12 protein-coding genes are annotated in these 15,016 nt (G+C 64.4%); 7 read left to right on the top strand and 5 right to left on the bottom strand.

Features of this window, described 5'->3' with window-relative positions; translation table 11 throughout:
• Positions 1–31 precede the first annotated feature (31 nt).
• Positions 32–1,213 (bottom strand): MFS transporter, encoded by a 1,182-nt coding sequence (locus EB233_RS05875; RefSeq protein ID WP_064991138.1) that lies wholly within the window; start codon positions 1,211–1,213, stop codon positions 32–34.
• A gap of 185 nt (positions 1,214–1,398) precedes the next feature.
• On the opposite strand from EB233_RS05875, the gene EB233_RS05880 reads away from it, so the two are divergent.
• Positions 1,399–2,304: a LysR family transcriptional regulator gene (locus EB233_RS05880; protein WP_064991139.1), complete on the top strand. Its 906-nt coding sequence runs from the start codon at positions 1,399–1,401 to the stop codon at positions 2,302–2,304.
• Between the two features lie 61 nt (positions 2,305–2,365).
• Here the strand turns inward: EB233_RS05880 and EB233_RS05885 are convergent, their stop codons facing one another.
• From EB233_RS05885 to EB233_RS05895, 3 genes are all read right to left on the bottom strand, one after another.
• Positions 2,366–3,415, bottom strand: coding sequence for an aldo/keto reductase (locus tag EB233_RS05885; RefSeq protein WP_064991140.1), 1,050 nt, complete (start codon positions 3,413–3,415; stop codon positions 2,366–2,368).
• Between the two features lie 133 nt (positions 3,416–3,548).
• On the bottom strand, positions 3,549–3,725 hold the full coding sequence (locus EB233_RS05890) for a hypothetical protein (RefSeq protein WP_244277767.1): 177 nt from the start codon (positions 3,723–3,725) through the stop codon (positions 3,549–3,551).
• A 131-nt stretch (positions 3,726–3,856) separates the two neighbouring features.
• On the bottom strand, positions 3,857–4,519 hold the full coding sequence (locus tag EB233_RS05895) for a YggS family pyridoxal phosphate-dependent enzyme (protein ID WP_064991141.1): 663 nt from the start codon (positions 4,517–4,519) through the stop codon (positions 3,857–3,859).
• A 156-nt stretch (positions 4,520–4,675) separates the two neighbouring features.
• On the opposite strand from EB233_RS05895, the gene leuS reads away from it, so the two are divergent.
• The 3 genes from leuS to EB233_RS05910 all read left to right on the top strand — a co-directional run bounded on the left by leuS (position 4,676) and on the right by EB233_RS05910 (position 10,681).
• Complete coding sequence (gene leuS, locus EB233_RS05900; RefSeq protein ID WP_064991142.1) at positions 4,676–7,300, top strand: leucine--tRNA ligase; 2,625 nt, start codon at positions 4,676–4,678, stop codon at positions 7,298–7,300.
• Positions 7,287–7,865 (top strand): LPS assembly lipoprotein LptE, encoded by a 579-nt coding sequence (locus EB233_RS05905; RefSeq protein ID WP_064991143.1) that lies wholly within the window; start codon positions 7,287–7,289, stop codon positions 7,863–7,865. The genes leuS and EB233_RS05905 overlap by 14 nt, the downstream gene beginning before the upstream one ends.
• A gap of 242 nt (positions 7,866–8,107) precedes the next feature.
• Complete coding sequence (locus tag EB233_RS05910) at positions 8,108–10,681, top strand: DNA translocase FtsK (RefSeq protein WP_064991144.1); 2,574 nt, start codon at positions 8,108–8,110, stop codon at positions 10,679–10,681.
• Positions 10,682–10,769: 88 nt separating this feature from the next.
• Here the strand turns inward: EB233_RS05910 and fsa are convergent, their stop codons facing one another.
• Positions 10,770–11,426, bottom strand: coding sequence for a fructose-6-phosphate aldolase (gene fsa / locus EB233_RS05915; RefSeq protein ID WP_027053073.1), 657 nt, complete (start codon positions 11,424–11,426; stop codon positions 10,770–10,772).
• 91 nt (positions 11,427–11,517) lie between these two features.
• On the opposite strand from fsa, the gene EB233_RS05920 reads away from it, so the two are divergent.
• From EB233_RS05920 to EB233_RS05930, 3 genes are all read left to right on the top strand, one after another.
• The gene (locus tag EB233_RS05920; protein WP_064991145.1) at positions 11,518–13,701 is read left to right on the top strand and encodes a primosomal protein N'; all 2,184 of its coding nucleotides are present in this window, start codon (positions 11,518–11,520) and stop codon (positions 13,699–13,701) included.
• A 49-nt stretch (positions 13,702–13,750) separates the two neighbouring features.
• A complete protein-coding gene (locus EB233_RS05925) occupies positions 13,751–14,446 on the top strand; it encodes an aspartate/glutamate racemase family protein (protein ID WP_064991146.1) in 696 nt (231 codons plus the stop codon).
• A gap of 95 nt (positions 14,447–14,541) precedes the next feature.
• The gene (locus EB233_RS05930) at positions 14,542–14,937 is read left to right on the top strand and encodes an AGROH133_08824 family phage infection protein (protein WP_064991147.1); all 396 of its coding nucleotides are present in this window, start codon (positions 14,542–14,544) and stop codon (positions 14,935–14,937) included.
• Positions 14,938–15,016 lie beyond the last annotated feature (79 nt).

Below are 15,016 nucleotides of genomic sequence, written 5' to 3' on the forward strand. Positions count from 1 at the left end.
ATGATGTGGAAAGCGGAGTTGCGAGTGATGCCTACGACTGGACGCAAGCCGGCGTATCGAGCACCGGGGTGCGATCGAGGCGCAGCGCCAATCCAGCCACGCCGAGCGCCGCGACCGGTAGCAGAGCGGCGACCCAGGTGAGGGAGCCGAGGCCGAGGCCATGGGCAATGACGGCGCCGCCGAGCCAGGCGCCGGCGGCGTTGCCGAGGTTGAAGGCGGCGATGTTGAAGGACGAGGCAAGGCTCTGGCCGGCGCCTTGCGCCTTGTCCAGCACCCACATCTGCAGCGGCGCCACGGTGGCGAAGGCGGCGGCGCCGAGCAGGCCGACATAGATCACGGCCATGACCTGGCTGTGGAGGGCGAAGCTCATGGTGGCGAGCACAAGGGCGAGCACCGCGAGACTGCCGAGCACGGCCGGCACCAGCCAGCGGTCGGCGACCTTGCCTCCGGCGAGATTGCCGGCGATGAGACCGCCGCCGAAGACGAGCAGGATCGGCGACACGGCCGCTTCCTTGAAACCGCTGATTTCGGTCAGCAGGGGCGCGATGTAGGTGAAGACGGCGAAGACGCCGGCATAGCCGAACACGGTGATGGCGAGGCCGAGCAGGACGGGCGTGCGGCGCAGCACGGCAAGATCGGCGCGCAGGTCGGTTCTTTCGGGAGCGGCCTGGCCGCGCGGTACCAGAGCCAGGATGACGGCGAAGGCGGCAAGGCCGACAGCGGTCACCGCCCAGAAGGTCGCGCGCCAGCCGAAGGCCTGGCCGAGCCAGGTGCCGAAGGGCACGCCGAGGATGTTGGCGATGGTGAGCCCGGTGAACATCAAGGCGATCGCCGAGGCTTGTCTGTTGGGCGCGACAAGGCCAGTGGCGACCACCGAGCCGACACCGAAGAAGGTGCCATGGGCGAAGGCGGTGACGATGCGGGCGCCCATCAGCGTCCAGTAGTCGGGCGCCAGCGCACAGGCGAGATTGCCAATCGTGAAGATCGCCATCAGCGCCAGAAGCACGGTCTTGCGCGGCCAGTTGCCGGTGGCGATGGTCAACAAGGGAGCACCGACGACGACGCCCAGCGCATAGCCCGAAATGAGCTGGCCGGCGGCCGAGATCGAGACGCCGAGATCCTTGCTGACATCGATGAGCAGACCCATGATGACGAATTCGGTGACACCGATGCCGAAGGCACCGGCGGCGAGGGCGTAGAGAGCAAGAGGCATGGCGGCGGTCCGATCGGTTGATGAAGGACGCTTCAGTGCCGCGCCACTTTGTGTTGTTGGGGCATGATCTCTTCCGAAAACCGGTTTCCACTTTTCGGGATCATGCCCCGACCCGGAAGATCGTCATCCGCTGACCTGTGAACCAGACTTGCATTGGGAACATTTTCTGTGAAATAAATTCATGAATGGCGCGACCCGAGATCAACCGTTCCGGCGAAATCGAAGTGTTCTTGCGTGTCGTTGAGGCTGGCAGCTTCTCGGCTGCGGCGCGCCGGCTCAGAATGACGCCGTCGGCGGTCAGCAAGCTGATCGCCCGCCTGGAGACGCGACTTGGCGCGCGGCTGCTCGCCCGCTCGACGCGCAAGCTGCAATTGACGCCGGAAGGTGCGGCTTTCCATGACAGCGGCACGCGCATTCTCGCCGACCTCGATGCGGCGGAGCGCGAAGCGGCGGCAGGGGCGACGCCACGCGGCAGGTTGAGGGTCAACAGCTACGTGCCTTTCGGCCAGCACCGGCTGATGCCGCTGCTGCCGCGTTTCCTGGAGCGCTATCCCGAGATTTCCATCGAGGCGGTGCTGACGGACAACGTGATCGATCTCCTGGAGGAGCGCGCCGATGTCGCCATACGCGCTGGGCCGCTGCGTGAATCACGACTGGTGGCGCGCAAGCTGGGCGAAGGCCGGATGGTGGTGATCGCGGCACCGTCCTACCTCGAAGCGCGCGGTACGCCGCATACGCTGGCCGATCTTGCGGGCCACAACATGCTGGCCTTTGGGTTCGCGCGGCACATTGACGGCTGGCCCTTTGTCGACGCGGCGGGCGCGCCGATCATCGTCCCGATCGTCGGAAACCTGATGCTGACCGATGGCGAGGCGATGCGCCTGGCAGCGATTGCTGGAGCCGGCATTGCCAGGCTGGCGCATTGGCATGTCGAGGCGGACATCGCCGCCGGTCGCCTGGTGCCGTTGCTGGAGGCGTTCAACCCCGGCGATCTGGAACCGACACACGCCGTTTATGTCGGTCAGGGCAAGCATCTGCCGGCCCGGGTGCGCGCCTTTCTCGATTTTCTCGCGGAAACCGTCCGCCTCTGAACGAAGTCAAAAAGCCGCGCACCATCGGGCACGCGGCTTTTGTGATCAGGTGCGAAGGGGATTACGCCTTCGGCGTGAACGGCGCCGGGCGCCGGCCGGCGGCCTGACGCTCCAGCATCCAGCCGGGGTATTCGGCGGGCAGTGCGCTGACTTCGTCGAGACGAGCGAGATCGTCGCTATCGAGCTTCAGCTGGGTGGCGGCAAGGTTCTGTTCGAGCTGGTCCATCCGGCTGGCGCCGATGATGACGCTCATCACGAAAGGCTTGGCCAGGACATAGCCGAGCGCCACCGTGGCGACGCTGACATCGTGCTTCTTGGCGATTTCGCGCATGATGGCGACGGCCGCCCAAGCACGGTCCTCGTTGACCGGCGGGAAGTTGAAGGAGGCGCGGCGGCCCTCGCCATTGCCGGGGGCGCCGGGGCCGTATTTACCCGACAGCAGGCCGCCGGCCATCGGCGACCACACCATCAGGCCGAGTTTCTCCTCGTTGATGAGCGGCACGATCTCGCGTTCGAGATCGCGGCCGGCGATGGAATAATAGGACTGGATGGTTTCGAAACGGGCAAAGCCCTTGCGGTCGGCGATGCCGAGCGCCTTGGCGATGCGCCAGGCTGCCCAGTTCGACACGCCGACATAGCGGACCTTGCCGCTGGCGACGAGATCGTCGAGCGCGCGAAGCGTTTCGTCGATCGGCGTCACCGCGTCGGTGCCGTGCAACTGATAGAGGTCGATATGGTCGACCTGCAGCCGTTCGAGGCTGGCATCGACCGAATCCATGATGTGGCCGCGGGACGAGCCGCGGTCATTCGGTCCGTTGCCCATGGCGCCATGGACTTTGGTGGCGATGATGACGTCCGAACGTTTGACACTGAGGTCCTTGAGGGACTGGCCGAGCAGCCGCTCGGACTCACCGAAGGAGTAGACGTCGGCCGTGTCGAAGAAGTTGACGCCGGCGGCGATCGAACGGCCGACGATCTCGTTGACGCCCTTCTGGTCGAGGCTGGCGATCAGGCCCCATTGGGCATTCTGGCCGGCGGCGCCGAAGGTCATGGTGCCGAGGCACAGTTCGGAGACGAATAGGCCGGTATTTCCAAGCTGGTTGTAACGCATGGCGAAGGCTCCAGGAAAATGTGTGGTGGCACAAAGCAAATAGGAACGGAACGTTTCGTTTCCAGCGCTGGCATAATGGCCCTTTCAAGGTGGACCATCCTCGGTCGACCGTCGCTACTGCCGCGAAAACTTATTAGAGATCGACCAGTCGGATCATAGTGGTTGAGCGGCGATTGACCTCGTAGGCGAAGTCGTCGTCCCACACGGGGCCGGAAAGAAGATATTCAGTAAGCGAAGGTTTTGCAGCGACCAGCCGTTCACAGGCTTCGACGGCCAGCACGACGGCAACTGGCTTTCCCCGCGTGGTAATGGTTTGCGGCCCTTTTTTTGCGCGACTGCCTTACCAGCTTCGAGAGATTGTTCTTTGCGCTCTGAATATCCCAGTTCATGGGGCTGCTCGGTGAATGGTTTGGCAAGCACATACCAGACGCTGCAGAGGGCCTAACGACTGCCGAAAATCGCCGAACCGACCCGAACGCTGGTGGCGCCAAAGGCGATCGCTGTCTCGTAGTCGCCGGACATGCCCATCGAGAGCTTTTCGACACCTGCCTCGCGGCCGAGCTTTTCCAGCAGGGCGAAGTGCGGGCCGGGGTTCTCCTCGGCCGGCGGAATGCACATCAGGCCTTCAATGGCGAGGCCGTGGACATCGCGGCAGCGGGCGATGAAGGCCACGGCGTCGCGGGGCTCGATGCCGGCCTTCTGCGGCTCGGAGCCGGTGTTGACTTGGACATAGAGTTTTGGCGCCCGGCCTTGCCTGGCGATTTCCTTCGCCAATTCGGCGGCGATCTTGTCGCGGTCGACCGTTTCGATGACGTCGAACAGCGCCACGGCCTCCTTGGCCTTGTTCGATTGCAACGGACCGATCAAATGCAATTCGATATCCGCGAAAGCCTGCTTCAGCGCGGGCCATTTGCCTTGCGCTTCCTGGACGCGGTTTTCGCCGAAGACGCGCTGGCCGGCCTCGATGACGGGTTGGATGTCGGCGGCCTCGAAAGTCTTGGAGACAGCCACCAAGGTCACGGCACCCGCCTTGCGGCCGGCCTCCTGCTCGGCGGCGGCGATCTTCGCCTTGACCGCGAAAAACTGCTGAACGGTGTCACCCATATGCAAATCCCGCTGTTTTGACCCGCGTTTTTAGCTGCCGCGATGCCCATATGGTTGACGGGTTTGCCAAACCATGGTGAACACCCGGACCACATTCCCTGAACCGCCGGACCAGTCATCGGCGGTTCGTGCCTGCTTTTAAGTGAAAAACGTCCCATGGCAACCGAACGATACAATCCGCGCGCGTCAGAGCCCAAATGGCAGAAGGCCTGGGCCGAAAAGAAGCTGTTCGAAGCGCACAATGACGATCCGAAGCCGAAATACTACGTGCTGGAAATGTTTCCCTATCCGTCGGGGCGCATCCATATCGGCCACACCCGCAATTATACGATGGGCGACGTGGTGGCGCGGTACAAGCGGGCCAAGGGGTTCAACGTGCTGCATCCGATGGGCTGGGACGCCTTCGGCATGCCGGCCGAGAACGCGGCGATGCAGAACAAGGTCCACCCCAAGGAATGGACCTACCAGAACATCGCCACCATGCGCGAGCAGCTTAAGGTCATGGGCCTGTCGCTGGATTGGGCACGTGAATTCGCCACCTGCGACGTCGACTACTACCACCGCCAGCAGATGCTGTTCCTCGATTTCGTCGAGAAGGGGCTAGTGACGCGCAAATCCTCCAAGGTCAACTGGGACCCGGAGGACATGACGGTGCTCGCCAACGAGCAGGTCATCGACGGGCGCGGCTGGCGCTCTGGCGCGCTGGTCGAACAGCGCGAACTGACGCAGTGGTTCTTCAAGATCACCGATTTCGCGCAGGACCTGCTGGATTCGCTCGACGGGCTCGACGAATGGCCTGAAAAAGTGAAGCTGATGCAGCAGAACTGGATCGGCCGTTCGGAAGGCCTGCTGATCCGCTGGCCGCTGGCCTCCGACGTTGCCGGTGAACACGAGCTGGAAGTCTATACGACGCGGCCCGACACTATCTTCGGTGCCTCGTTCATGGCCGTCGCCGCCGACCATCCGCTGGCGAAGAAAGCCGCCGAGACCAATCCGGCGCTGGCGAAGTTCATCGACGAAGTGCGCCATATGGGCACTTCGGTGGCAGCGCTGGAGACAGCCGAGAAAAAGGGCTTCGACACCGGCATCCGCGTCGTCCATCCCTTCGACGACAACTGGACGCTGCCGGTCTATGTCGCCAATTTCGTGCTGATGGAATACGGAACCGGCGCCATCTTCGGCTGCCCGTCCGGCGACCAGCGCGACCTCGACTTCGCCAACAAATACGGACTGCCGGTCATCCCGGTGGTGATGCCGGAAGGCGCCGACGCGAAAACCTTCCAGGTCATCGAAGAGGCCTACGTCGATGACGGTGTGATGATCAATTCGCGCTTCCTCGACGGCATGAAGCCGGACCGCGCCTTCGACGAGGTGGCGAAGCTCCTGGAGCAGAAGACGATCGGCAACCGGCCGATGGCCGAGCGCAAGGTGAATTTCCGCCTGCGCGACTGGGGCATTTCGCGCCAGCGCTACTGGGGCTGCCCGATCCCGATGATCCATTGCGAGGATTGCGGCGTGGTGCCGGTGCCGAAGGCCGACCTGCCGGTCAAGCTGCCCGACGATGTCGATTTCGACCGGCCGGGCAATCCGCTCGACCGGCATCCGACCTGGCGTCATGTGAAGTGCCCGCAATGCGGCAAGGACGCGCGCCGCGAAACCGACACGATGGATACGTTCGTCGATTCGTCGTGGTATTTCGCCCGCTTCACCGCGCCCTGGGCGCATGAGCCGACCGATCCCAGGGCGGCCAATCAATGGCTGCCGGTGGACCAGTATATCGGCGGCATCGAACACGCGATCCTGCATCTGCTCTATTCGCGCTTCTTCACCCGCGCCATGCGAGAGACCGGCCATGTCGATCTGGCCGAGCCGTTCAAGGGCCTGTTCACGCAAGGCATGGTGGTGCACGAGACATACCGCGTCGGTTCGGCGTCGAACGGCCGCTGGCTGGCGCCGACAGAGGTGCGGCTGGAGGGCGTCGACGGCGAGCGCCGCGCCTTCGACATCGCCACCGGCGAGGCCGTCACCATCGGCCCGCTGGAGAAGATGTCGAAGTCGAAGAAGAACACGGTCAGCCCGGAAGACATCACCGACGGCTACGGCGCCGATACGGCGCGCTGGTTCATGCTGTCGGATTCGCCGCCCGAACGCGATGTCGAGTGGACCGACGATGGCGCCGCCGGCGCGCATCGCTTCATGCAGCGCATCTGGCGGCTGGTGTCGACGGCGGCCGAGACGCTGGCGGGAATCAAGCCCGCCGCCGCCGACGCCGGCGAGGCCGGAGCGGTTTCCAAGGCCGCGCACAAGATCCTGAAAGCGGTCGGCGAGGATATCGAGAAGCTCGGCTTCAACCGCGCCATCGCCCGCATCTATGAACTGGCCAATGCGCTGACCGGCCCGCTCAACGAAGTGGCGGAAGGCAAGGCCGATCCGGCACTGCAAGGGGCCTGCCGCCAGGCGGTGGAGATCCTGGTGCATCTGATCGCGCCAGTCATGCCGCATCTGGCCGAGGAGTGCTGGGAGACGCTGGGCGGCACGGATCTGGTCGCCGAACGGCCATGGCCGGTCTTCGATCCGGCACTGGTCGTCGACAATGAAGTGACCTATCCGGTGCAGGTCAACGGCAAGAAGCGGGGGGATTTGACAATTGCCCGCGACGCGGACCAAGGTGCGGTCGAAAAAGCGGTATTGGCTCTCGACTTCGTGCAGAAAGCACTCGAAGGTAAGGCTCCGCGCAAGGTGATCATCGTGCCGCAGAGGATCGTCAATGTCGTTGCCTGATCGGGAAAAGACAGAGCTGAGCCGTTTGCTGCGCCGCGTGGCGCTTGCCGGCCTTGTCGGCTCGCTGGCGCTGGTTTCGGCCTGCACGGTGCGGCCGCTCTATTCCAACGCGCCGTTGTCGACGGGCGCGAGCGCCAATGCCGAACTGGCGTCGATCGCCGTCAAGCCGGTCAAGACGCGCTATGCCCAGCAGGTGCGCAACAATCTGATCTTCGGCTTTGGGCGCGGGGCCGGTGAACCGGCCTCGCCGCTTTATTCGCTCGATCTCACCGTGACCGAGGCCGTGGAATCCTCGGCCCTCGTGCAGGTCCAAACCGATCAGGACGAGCCGACCGCCGGTTCGGTGACGCTGACCGCCAGCTATACGCTGACCGATATGAAGACCGGTGCCGTCATCACGGTCGGCAAGCGTGCGATCACCTCGTCCTTCGACCGGCCGCGGCAGGAATTTGCCTCGTACAGGGCGCAGATCGATGCCGAGAATCGCGCCGCGCGCGAGCTGGCAGAAGCCCTGCAACTGTCCATCGCCCAGGATCTGGTCCGGCACGGCAAGGCAGCTGCATAGCCATCGCAACAATGGCTTCCAGCGGCCTGGCAGCGGCCGGGCGCACCATCGTTTCACCTCGTCTTCTTAGCCCGACGCCTTGGCTGCGCGGGTGTTCGCCGAATGACGATCGGCTGCCCGAATCCGGATCCCACGCATCGCCGCGAAAATACATTTCGATCGCTCCAACGGTGCCGACGGGAAGCAACTGTTAACCACTCGCTCCCTATTGCTCAGCAGACGTTTCAGAGTGAGTCTTGAGCATGGAATCCAAGCGTTTTCCTCGGGTCAATTCATTGAATGCAGCTTCACCCGATGATCCCGAGGGAAAGCGTTTCAAAAGCATCGGCGGCAAGGTGGATGGACGGCAGCCCGGCGCGGTCAGAACCGGCAATTCCCCGCCACCGGTGGATCTCGGCGGCAACGAGAGCCCCGCCTGGCAAGACTATTTCTTCCTGGCGCCCAATGTGCGGTTCACACGCACGCCGGATTACGAGGCCAACACGCGCCGTCCGGAGCGCGACCATGTCGCTGTCGAGCAAAGTCAGCCACTGACGCCACCGGCGCCCCAGGCAATCGCACGATCCAGCGAGGCTGCGGCATCGCCGATGAGAAGCCGGAATCCTGCCCTGGAGGCAGCCCGGCCATTCGCAGGCAACAGGGCCCCCACGCATGAAAGGCAGCCTGCCTCTCCCACACCATCCGCCCCAGCCGGGAATGCCGGAGAAAAGGCGCGGATTGTCGCACCGGCAGGGTCGAGGACAGCCGTGACCCCACGTGCATCCGCCTCAACGACTCCGGTTCAGGGAATGGCTGCACCGGTCAGGACAGGTCGCGAAACCGCGCGCTGGCCCTATCTGTCGGATCACGTCTTCTTCGAACTCATGGCGCCCTACATGATCGAAGCGCCGTCACCGGCGCCACGCGCGGTCCCGGTTGTGCGCGCGGCCGGGCCTGTCGGTATCCAATTGGTCGACATTCGCGACGCGTGCGCGTCCGATCCCACTGCGTTGTTCCGTGTCATCGACTGTCTTCCAGGCCTGCAGGCCCCGCCCGTCCTGCCGGATGTCCGTCCAGCCAACTCGAATGAGGCCGCGGCTCAGCCGGCGGCGAAAAGCACACGGCAAAGGGTCCAGCCGGCGGCTGCTGCAATTCCCGCTGTTGCCAGCAACGCCGCTTCGGCGCGGGTCGCGCAAGGCACGGAGGAGAGCGGGCAGGCTCCGGCCGGGCGCGTGTCCGCGCCGCTGCCCATGGCGGGCAAGATCGTGCCGGCCACGACAGGCGAGGCCTACGAACTTCCCTCGGAAGGGCTGCTGCAGCAGCCGCCGGAAGGGCAGGGCTTCTACATGTCGCAGGAACGGCTGGAGCAGAATGCCGATCTTCTGGAAAGCGTGCTCGAGGATTTCGGCGTGCGCGGCGAGATCATCCACGTCCGCCCGGGTCCGGTCGTCACCCTCTATGAGTTCGAGCCGGCGCCGGGCGTCAAATCGTCCCGTGTAATAGGCCTCGCCGATGACATTGCACGCTCCATGTCGGCGATTTCGGCGCGCGTCGCCGTGGTGCCGGGCCGCAACGTCATCGGCATCGAGCTGCCGAACGAGACCCGCGAGACCGTCTATTTCCGCGAGCTGATCGAATCGCAGGGTTTCCGCAAGACCAGCTGCAAGCTGGCGCTTTGCCTCGGCAAGACGATCGGCGGCGAACCTGTCATCGCAGAGCTGGCGAAGATGCCGCATCTGCTGGTCGCCGGCACTACCGGCTCCGGCAAGTCGGTCGCCATCAACACGATGATCCTGTCGCTGCTCTATCGGCTGAAGCCGGAAGAGTGCCGGCTGATCATGGTCGATCCCAAGATGCTGGAACTCTCTGTCTATGACGGCATTCCGCATCTTCTGACGCCCGTCGTCACCGATCCCAAGAAAGCGGTCACCGCGCTCAAATGGGCGGTGCGCGAGATGGAGGATCGCTATCGCAAGATGGCGCGGCTCGGCGTGCGCAACATTGACGGGTACAATGAGCGAGCCGCCCAAGCCCGCGACAAGGGCGAGGCCGTCGTCATGACGGTGCAAACCGGCTTCGAAAAAGGCACCGGTGAGCCGCTGTTCGAGCAGCAGGAAATCGATCTGGCGCCGATGCCATTCATCGTCGTCATCGTCGACGAGATGGCCGACCTGATGATGGTCGCCGGCAAGGAGATCGAAGGTGCCATCCAGCGCCTGGCGCAGATGGCCCGCGCGGCCGGCATCCATCTGATCATGGCCACGCAGCGCCCTTCGGTCGACGTCATCACCGGCACGATCAAGGCCAACTTCCCGACCCGCATCTCCTTCCAGGTCACCTCCAAGATCGACAGCCGCACGATTCTGGGCGAACAGGGCGCCGAACAACTGCTCGGCCAGGGCGACATGCTGCACATGATGGGTGGAGGACGCATTTCACGTGTGCACGGCCCCTTTGTCTCCGATGCGGAAGTCGAACATGTCGTGGCGCATCTGAAGGCGCAGGGCCGGCCGGAATATCTGGAAACCGTGACCGCCGACGAGGATGACGAAGAGATTGACGACGACCAGGGCGCCGTCTTCGACAAGGGATCCGTCGCGGCCGAGGATGGCGATGCCAGCTATGACGAAGCGGTCAAGGTGGTGGTGCGCGACAAGAAGTGTTCGACGTCCTACATCCAGCGCCGCCTCGGGATCGGCTACAACCGCGCCGCATCGCTGGTCGAACGGATGGAAAAGGAAGGGCTGGTCGGCGCGCCCAACCACGTCGGCAAGCGCGAGATCATCATGGGCCGGCGCCCGCCGGTAGCCGCGCCTGACGAAGACGGCGCGGAATGATCGGCGACCGCTTCGGCGATCGGGCTTCTTCCGACGCATAACAAAAAAGGCCGGTCGCCCGGCCTTTTTTCATTGAAGCAGCGCGACCTCAGCCGATCTTCTGGCCGGTCTTTGCCCAATCGGCGGCGAACTGGTCCAGGCCTTTGTCGGTCAACGGGTGCTTGACCAGCGCCTTCAGCGTCGCCGGCGGTGCGGTCACGACGTCGGCGCCGATGAGGGCGGCCTGCTTGACGTGGTTCACCGTGCGCACCGAGGCGACGAGGATCTCAGTCTGGAAATCGTAATTGTCGTAGATCTGCCGGATCTCCTGGATCAGTTCCATGCCGTCCGAGCCGGTGTCATCGACGCGACCGACGAAGGGCGAGATGAAGGAAGCGCCGGCCTTGGCGGCGAGCAGCGCCTGGTTGGCCGAGAAGCACAGCGTGACGTTGACCATGCGGTTCATCTGGGTGCGAATGGTCTTGCAGGCCCTCAGGCCGTCCAGCGTCAGCGGCACCTTGATGCAGACATTGGGCGCGATCTTGGCCAGCACTTCGGCCTCCGCCAGCATGTCCTTGTACTCGCTCGCCACGACTTCGGCCGAGACCGGGCCGGCGACGATATCGCAAATCTGCTTGGTGACGTCGGCGATCTTGCCGCCGGATTTGAGAATCAGCGACGGATTGGTGGTGACGCCGTCGAGCAGCCCCAGATCGTTGAGTTCACGGATATCCTTGATGTCGGCGGTGTCGACGAAAAATTTCATGGTGGGTCTCCTGACGAATTCGTCGTGCTTGGGAAGGCACGTTCAGCGTTGCTCTTTGATCTAGACCAAAGTCGGGGCAAGGTCACGCCTCATGATCGAAGATTCGCCCTTTGTCGCGGCCGCACCGGTGCTGGTGCCGATGCCTGCCGAACGCCCCTACACCTATGCCGTGCCGGCCGGCATGCGCGTCGTGCCGGGGTCGATCGTGCGCGTGCCGCTCGGGCCGCGCCAGGTGGCCGGCATCGTCTGGGACGGTGCGGTCGAGACTGTCGACGCGAAAAAACTGCGCCCGATCGAACAGGTTTTCGACTGTCCGCCGATCGACCGCGCCATGCGCCGGTTCGTCGACTGGGTGGCGCAATACACGCTGTCGGCGCCGGGCATGGTGGCGCGCATGCTCCTCAGAGCGCCGGAGGCCTTTGACCCGGAACCCTGGATCGAGGGGCTGCAGCGGACGCTTGTCATGCCCGATCGAATGACCGATGCGCGATCGCGCGTGCTGGAGACGGCCGAGGGCGGCCTAGCCTGGACACGCTCGGGTCTCGCCCACGCGGCAGGCGTGTCGTCGACGGTGATCGAGGGGCTCAAGGCGCAAGGTGTGTTCGAGACGGTGATGATCCCGCCGCGGCCGGTCGTGGCCGCGCCCGACCCGAGCTATGCCGTGCCGGAATTGATGCCGGATCAGAATGACGCCGCATCGATGCTGCGGGGCAATGTCGCGGCCGGCGCTTTCAACGTCGCGCTGCTCGATGGCGTCACCGGTTCGGGCAAGACGGAAGTCTATTTCGAGGCGGTGGCGGCAGCACTCGACCAGGGCAAGCAGGTGCTGATCCTGCTTCCGGAAATCGCGCTGACCCATGCTTTCCTCGAACGCTTCCAGCAGCGCTTCGGCGCCAAGCCGGGCGAATGGCATTCCGACCTGCCGCCAAGGATGCGCGAAAAGGTTTGGCGGCAAGTGGCGGAAGGCGGCGTGCGCGTCGTCGCCGGCGCCCGTTCGGCGCTGTTCCTGCCGTTCAGGGAGCTTGGCCTAATCGTCGTCGACGAGGAGCATGACCCTGCCTACAAGCAGGAGGACCGCGTCTTCTACAATGCGCGCGACATGGCGGTGGTGCGCGGCCATATCGGCGGCTTCCCGGTGGTGCTGGCGTCGGCGACGCCCTCGGTCGAAAGCCGGGTCAATGCGAGCCAGGGCAAATACAACAGGGCCATTCTCTCCGCCCGTTTCGCCGAGGCGGCGCTGCCTCTGCTGAAGTCGATCGACATGCGGCGCGCGCCGCCGGCGCGCGGCGGCTTCCTGTCGCCAGTGCTGATCGACCATATGCGCAAGACGCTGGAGAAGAAGGAGCAGTCGCTCTTGTTCCTCAACCGGCGCGGTTATGCGCCGCTGACGCTGTGCCGGGTCTGCGGCCATCGCTTCGGCTGCCCGGTGTGCTCGGCATGGCTGGTCGAGCATCGTTTTCGCGGCCAGCTGGTCTGCCATCATTGCGGGCACAATGAACGCCGCCCCGAGGCCTGCCCCGAATGCGGCACGCTCGACCATCTGGTCGCCTGCGGGCCAGGCGTCGAGCGCATCGCCGAGGAGGTCGTCACGCATTTTCCCGACGCGCGCACCATCGTATTGTCGTCCGACCTGATGGGCGGGGTGCGGCGGCTGCGGCTGGAACTGGAGGCGATCGCCGATGGCGAGGCCGACATCGTCATCGGCACGCAGCTGGTCGCCAAGGGGCACAATTTTCCCAACATGACGCTGGTCGGCGTCGTCGACGCCGACCTTGGCCTCGCCAATGGCGATCCGCGCGCCGCCGAGCGTACGTTCCAGTTGCTCAGCCAGGTGACCGGCCGCGCTGGCCGCACTGGCAAGAAGAGCCTCGGCCTGCTGCAGACTTTCCAGCCTGACCATCCGGTGATGCGGGCGATCGTCTCCGGCGATGCCGAGGCTTTTTACGAGCGCGAGATCGCCGAGCGCGAGCGGGCGGCCTTGCCGCCCTTCGGCCGGCTGGCCGGCGTCATCGTCAGCGCGGTGACGCGGGCCGAGGCCGAAGGCCATGCACGCGGCCTGCGTCGCGCCGCGCCCGAGGCCAGCGATCTGTTCGTGCTCGGGCCCGCCGAAGCGCCGCTGTCGCTGCTCGGCGGCCGCCACCGCTTCCGCCTGCTGATCCAGGGCGAACGGCGCGCCGACATGCAAGGTTTTATCAGGGCCATGCTGGCCAATGGGCCGAAACAGCGCGGTTCGGTGAGGGTCCAGGTGGATATCGATCCGCAGAGCTTTTTGTGACTTGGTGCTGCCAGCGATAGGCTGAGTCCAGCGAGAAACGGAAGATCACATGAAAACCCTTGGCCTCATCGGCGGCATGAGCTGGGAATCGACCGCCATCTATTATCGCCTGCTTAACGAGATCGTGCGCGAGCGGCTTGGCGGGCTGCACTCGGCGAAACTGCTGCTGTGGTCGTTCGACTTTGCCGAGATCGCCGAGCGGCAGCATCATGGCGATTGGGACGGCGCCGGCGTGCTTCTCGCCGAGGCGGCGCGAAAGCTCGAGGCGGGCGGCGCGGAAGGGCTGCTTTTGTGCACCAACACCATGCACAAACTTGCCGATCAGGTGCAGGCGTCCGTATCGATCCCGCTGATCCATATCGCCGATGCCACGGCGGCCGCGATCAAGCGCGCCGGCATGCAGCGCCCGGCGCTGCTGGCGACCCGCTTCACCATGGAGCAGGACTTCTACAAGAAACGGCTTACCGACAGATACGGGCTGTCGCCCGTGGTGCCCGATGCGGCCGGGCGCGACATGGTGCATCGCGTCATCTATGACGAGCTCTGCCAGGGCATCGTCACCGACGCCTCGAAACGGGCCTATATTGAAGAGGCCGAACGTCTGCGCCGTGAAGAGGCCGTCGACAGTATCATCATGGGTTGTACCGAGATCACCATGCTGATCGGACAGCGCGACTTCGACGTTCCGGTCTTCGATACGACGCGTATCCACGCCGAGGCGGCGGTGGAATTCGCGCTCGGTTGATGCGCTTGCGCTAAACTGCCGCGCGCCATCTGGCGCGGCGCTTTTCCTCCGCTAGAATGCCTGCGATTTAAAAACAGGCATTTCGAGGGGATACTATGGATTATGCGCTTCCCTGGCCGACGAGCCAGGGCGAATGGCTTGCGTGGTCGAGCGCCGTGGTCACCGTGCTGCTCGGCCTGTTGTTCTTCCTGGCGCCGGGCCTCGCTTTTCGCATCCTGCGCCTACAGGCCAGGCCGGAGAAGGCAGCGGCGATCGCCGAGGGGCGGGGCAGGATGTCGGGCTTCTATCTCGGCGTCGGCCTGTGCTGCATCCTCCTGGCGCAGCCGCTGATCTATATGGCGCTCGGCTTCTCCTGGCTGTTCACCGCCTTCGGCCGATTGCTGTCGATGATGTCGGATGGCGCCAACACACCTTTCAATTGGGTTTCCATTGTGGTGGAATTGGCTTTGGCGGCGTTGCCGCTCGCCTTTGCCTTCGGCTTTGTCCCATGAATCCGGGGGTATTGCGGCGCACGGGACGCTGATCTTTCGCCAGATGCGACAATAGTGCCTGAAAAGCATGCGGAACGAC

This window comes from Mesorhizobium erdmanii, from assembly GCF_013170725.1.
Taxonomy (GTDB): Bacteria; Pseudomonadota; Alphaproteobacteria; order Rhizobiales; family Rhizobiaceae; genus Mesorhizobium; species Mesorhizobium erdmanii.

Excerpts from the sequence above, each read along its gene's own strand:
- EB233_RS05875 (WP_064991138.1), bottom strand. The coding sequence starts at position 1,213 with ATGCCTCTTGCTCTCTACGCCCTCGCCGCCGGTGCCTTCGGCATCGGT.
- EB233_RS05880 (WP_064991139.1), top strand. The coding sequence starts at position 1,399 with ATGGCGCGACCCGAGATCAACCGTTCCGGCGAAATCGAAGTGTTCTTG.
- EB233_RS05885 (WP_064991140.1), bottom strand. The coding sequence starts at position 3,415 with ATGCGTTACAACCAGCTTGGAAATACCGGCCTATTCGTCTCCGAACTG.
- EB233_RS05895 (WP_064991141.1), bottom strand. The coding sequence starts at position 4,519 with ATGGGTGACACCGTTCAGCAGTTTTTCGCGGTCAAGGCGAAGATCGCC.
- leuS (WP_064991142.1), top strand. The coding sequence starts at position 4,676 with ATGGCAACCGAACGATACAATCCGCGCGCGTCAGAGCCCAAATGGCAG.
- EB233_RS05905 (WP_064991143.1), top strand. The coding sequence starts at position 7,287 with ATGTCGTTGCCTGATCGGGAAAAGACAGAGCTGAGCCGTTTGCTGCGC.
- EB233_RS05910 (WP_064991144.1), top strand. The coding sequence starts at position 8,108 with ATGGAATCCAAGCGTTTTCCTCGGGTCAATTCATTGAATGCAGCTTCA.
- fsa (WP_027053073.1), bottom strand. The coding sequence starts at position 11,426 with ATGAAATTTTTCGTCGACACCGCCGACATCAAGGATATCCGTGAACTC.
- EB233_RS05920 (WP_064991145.1), top strand. The coding sequence starts at position 11,518 with ATGATCGAAGATTCGCCCTTTGTCGCGGCCGCACCGGTGCTGGTGCCG.
- EB233_RS05925 (WP_064991146.1), top strand. The coding sequence starts at position 13,751 with ATGAAAACCCTTGGCCTCATCGGCGGCATGAGCTGGGAATCGACCGCC.
- EB233_RS05930 (WP_064991147.1), top strand. The coding sequence starts at position 14,542 with ATGGATTATGCGCTTCCCTGGCCGACGAGCCAGGGCGAATGGCTTGCG.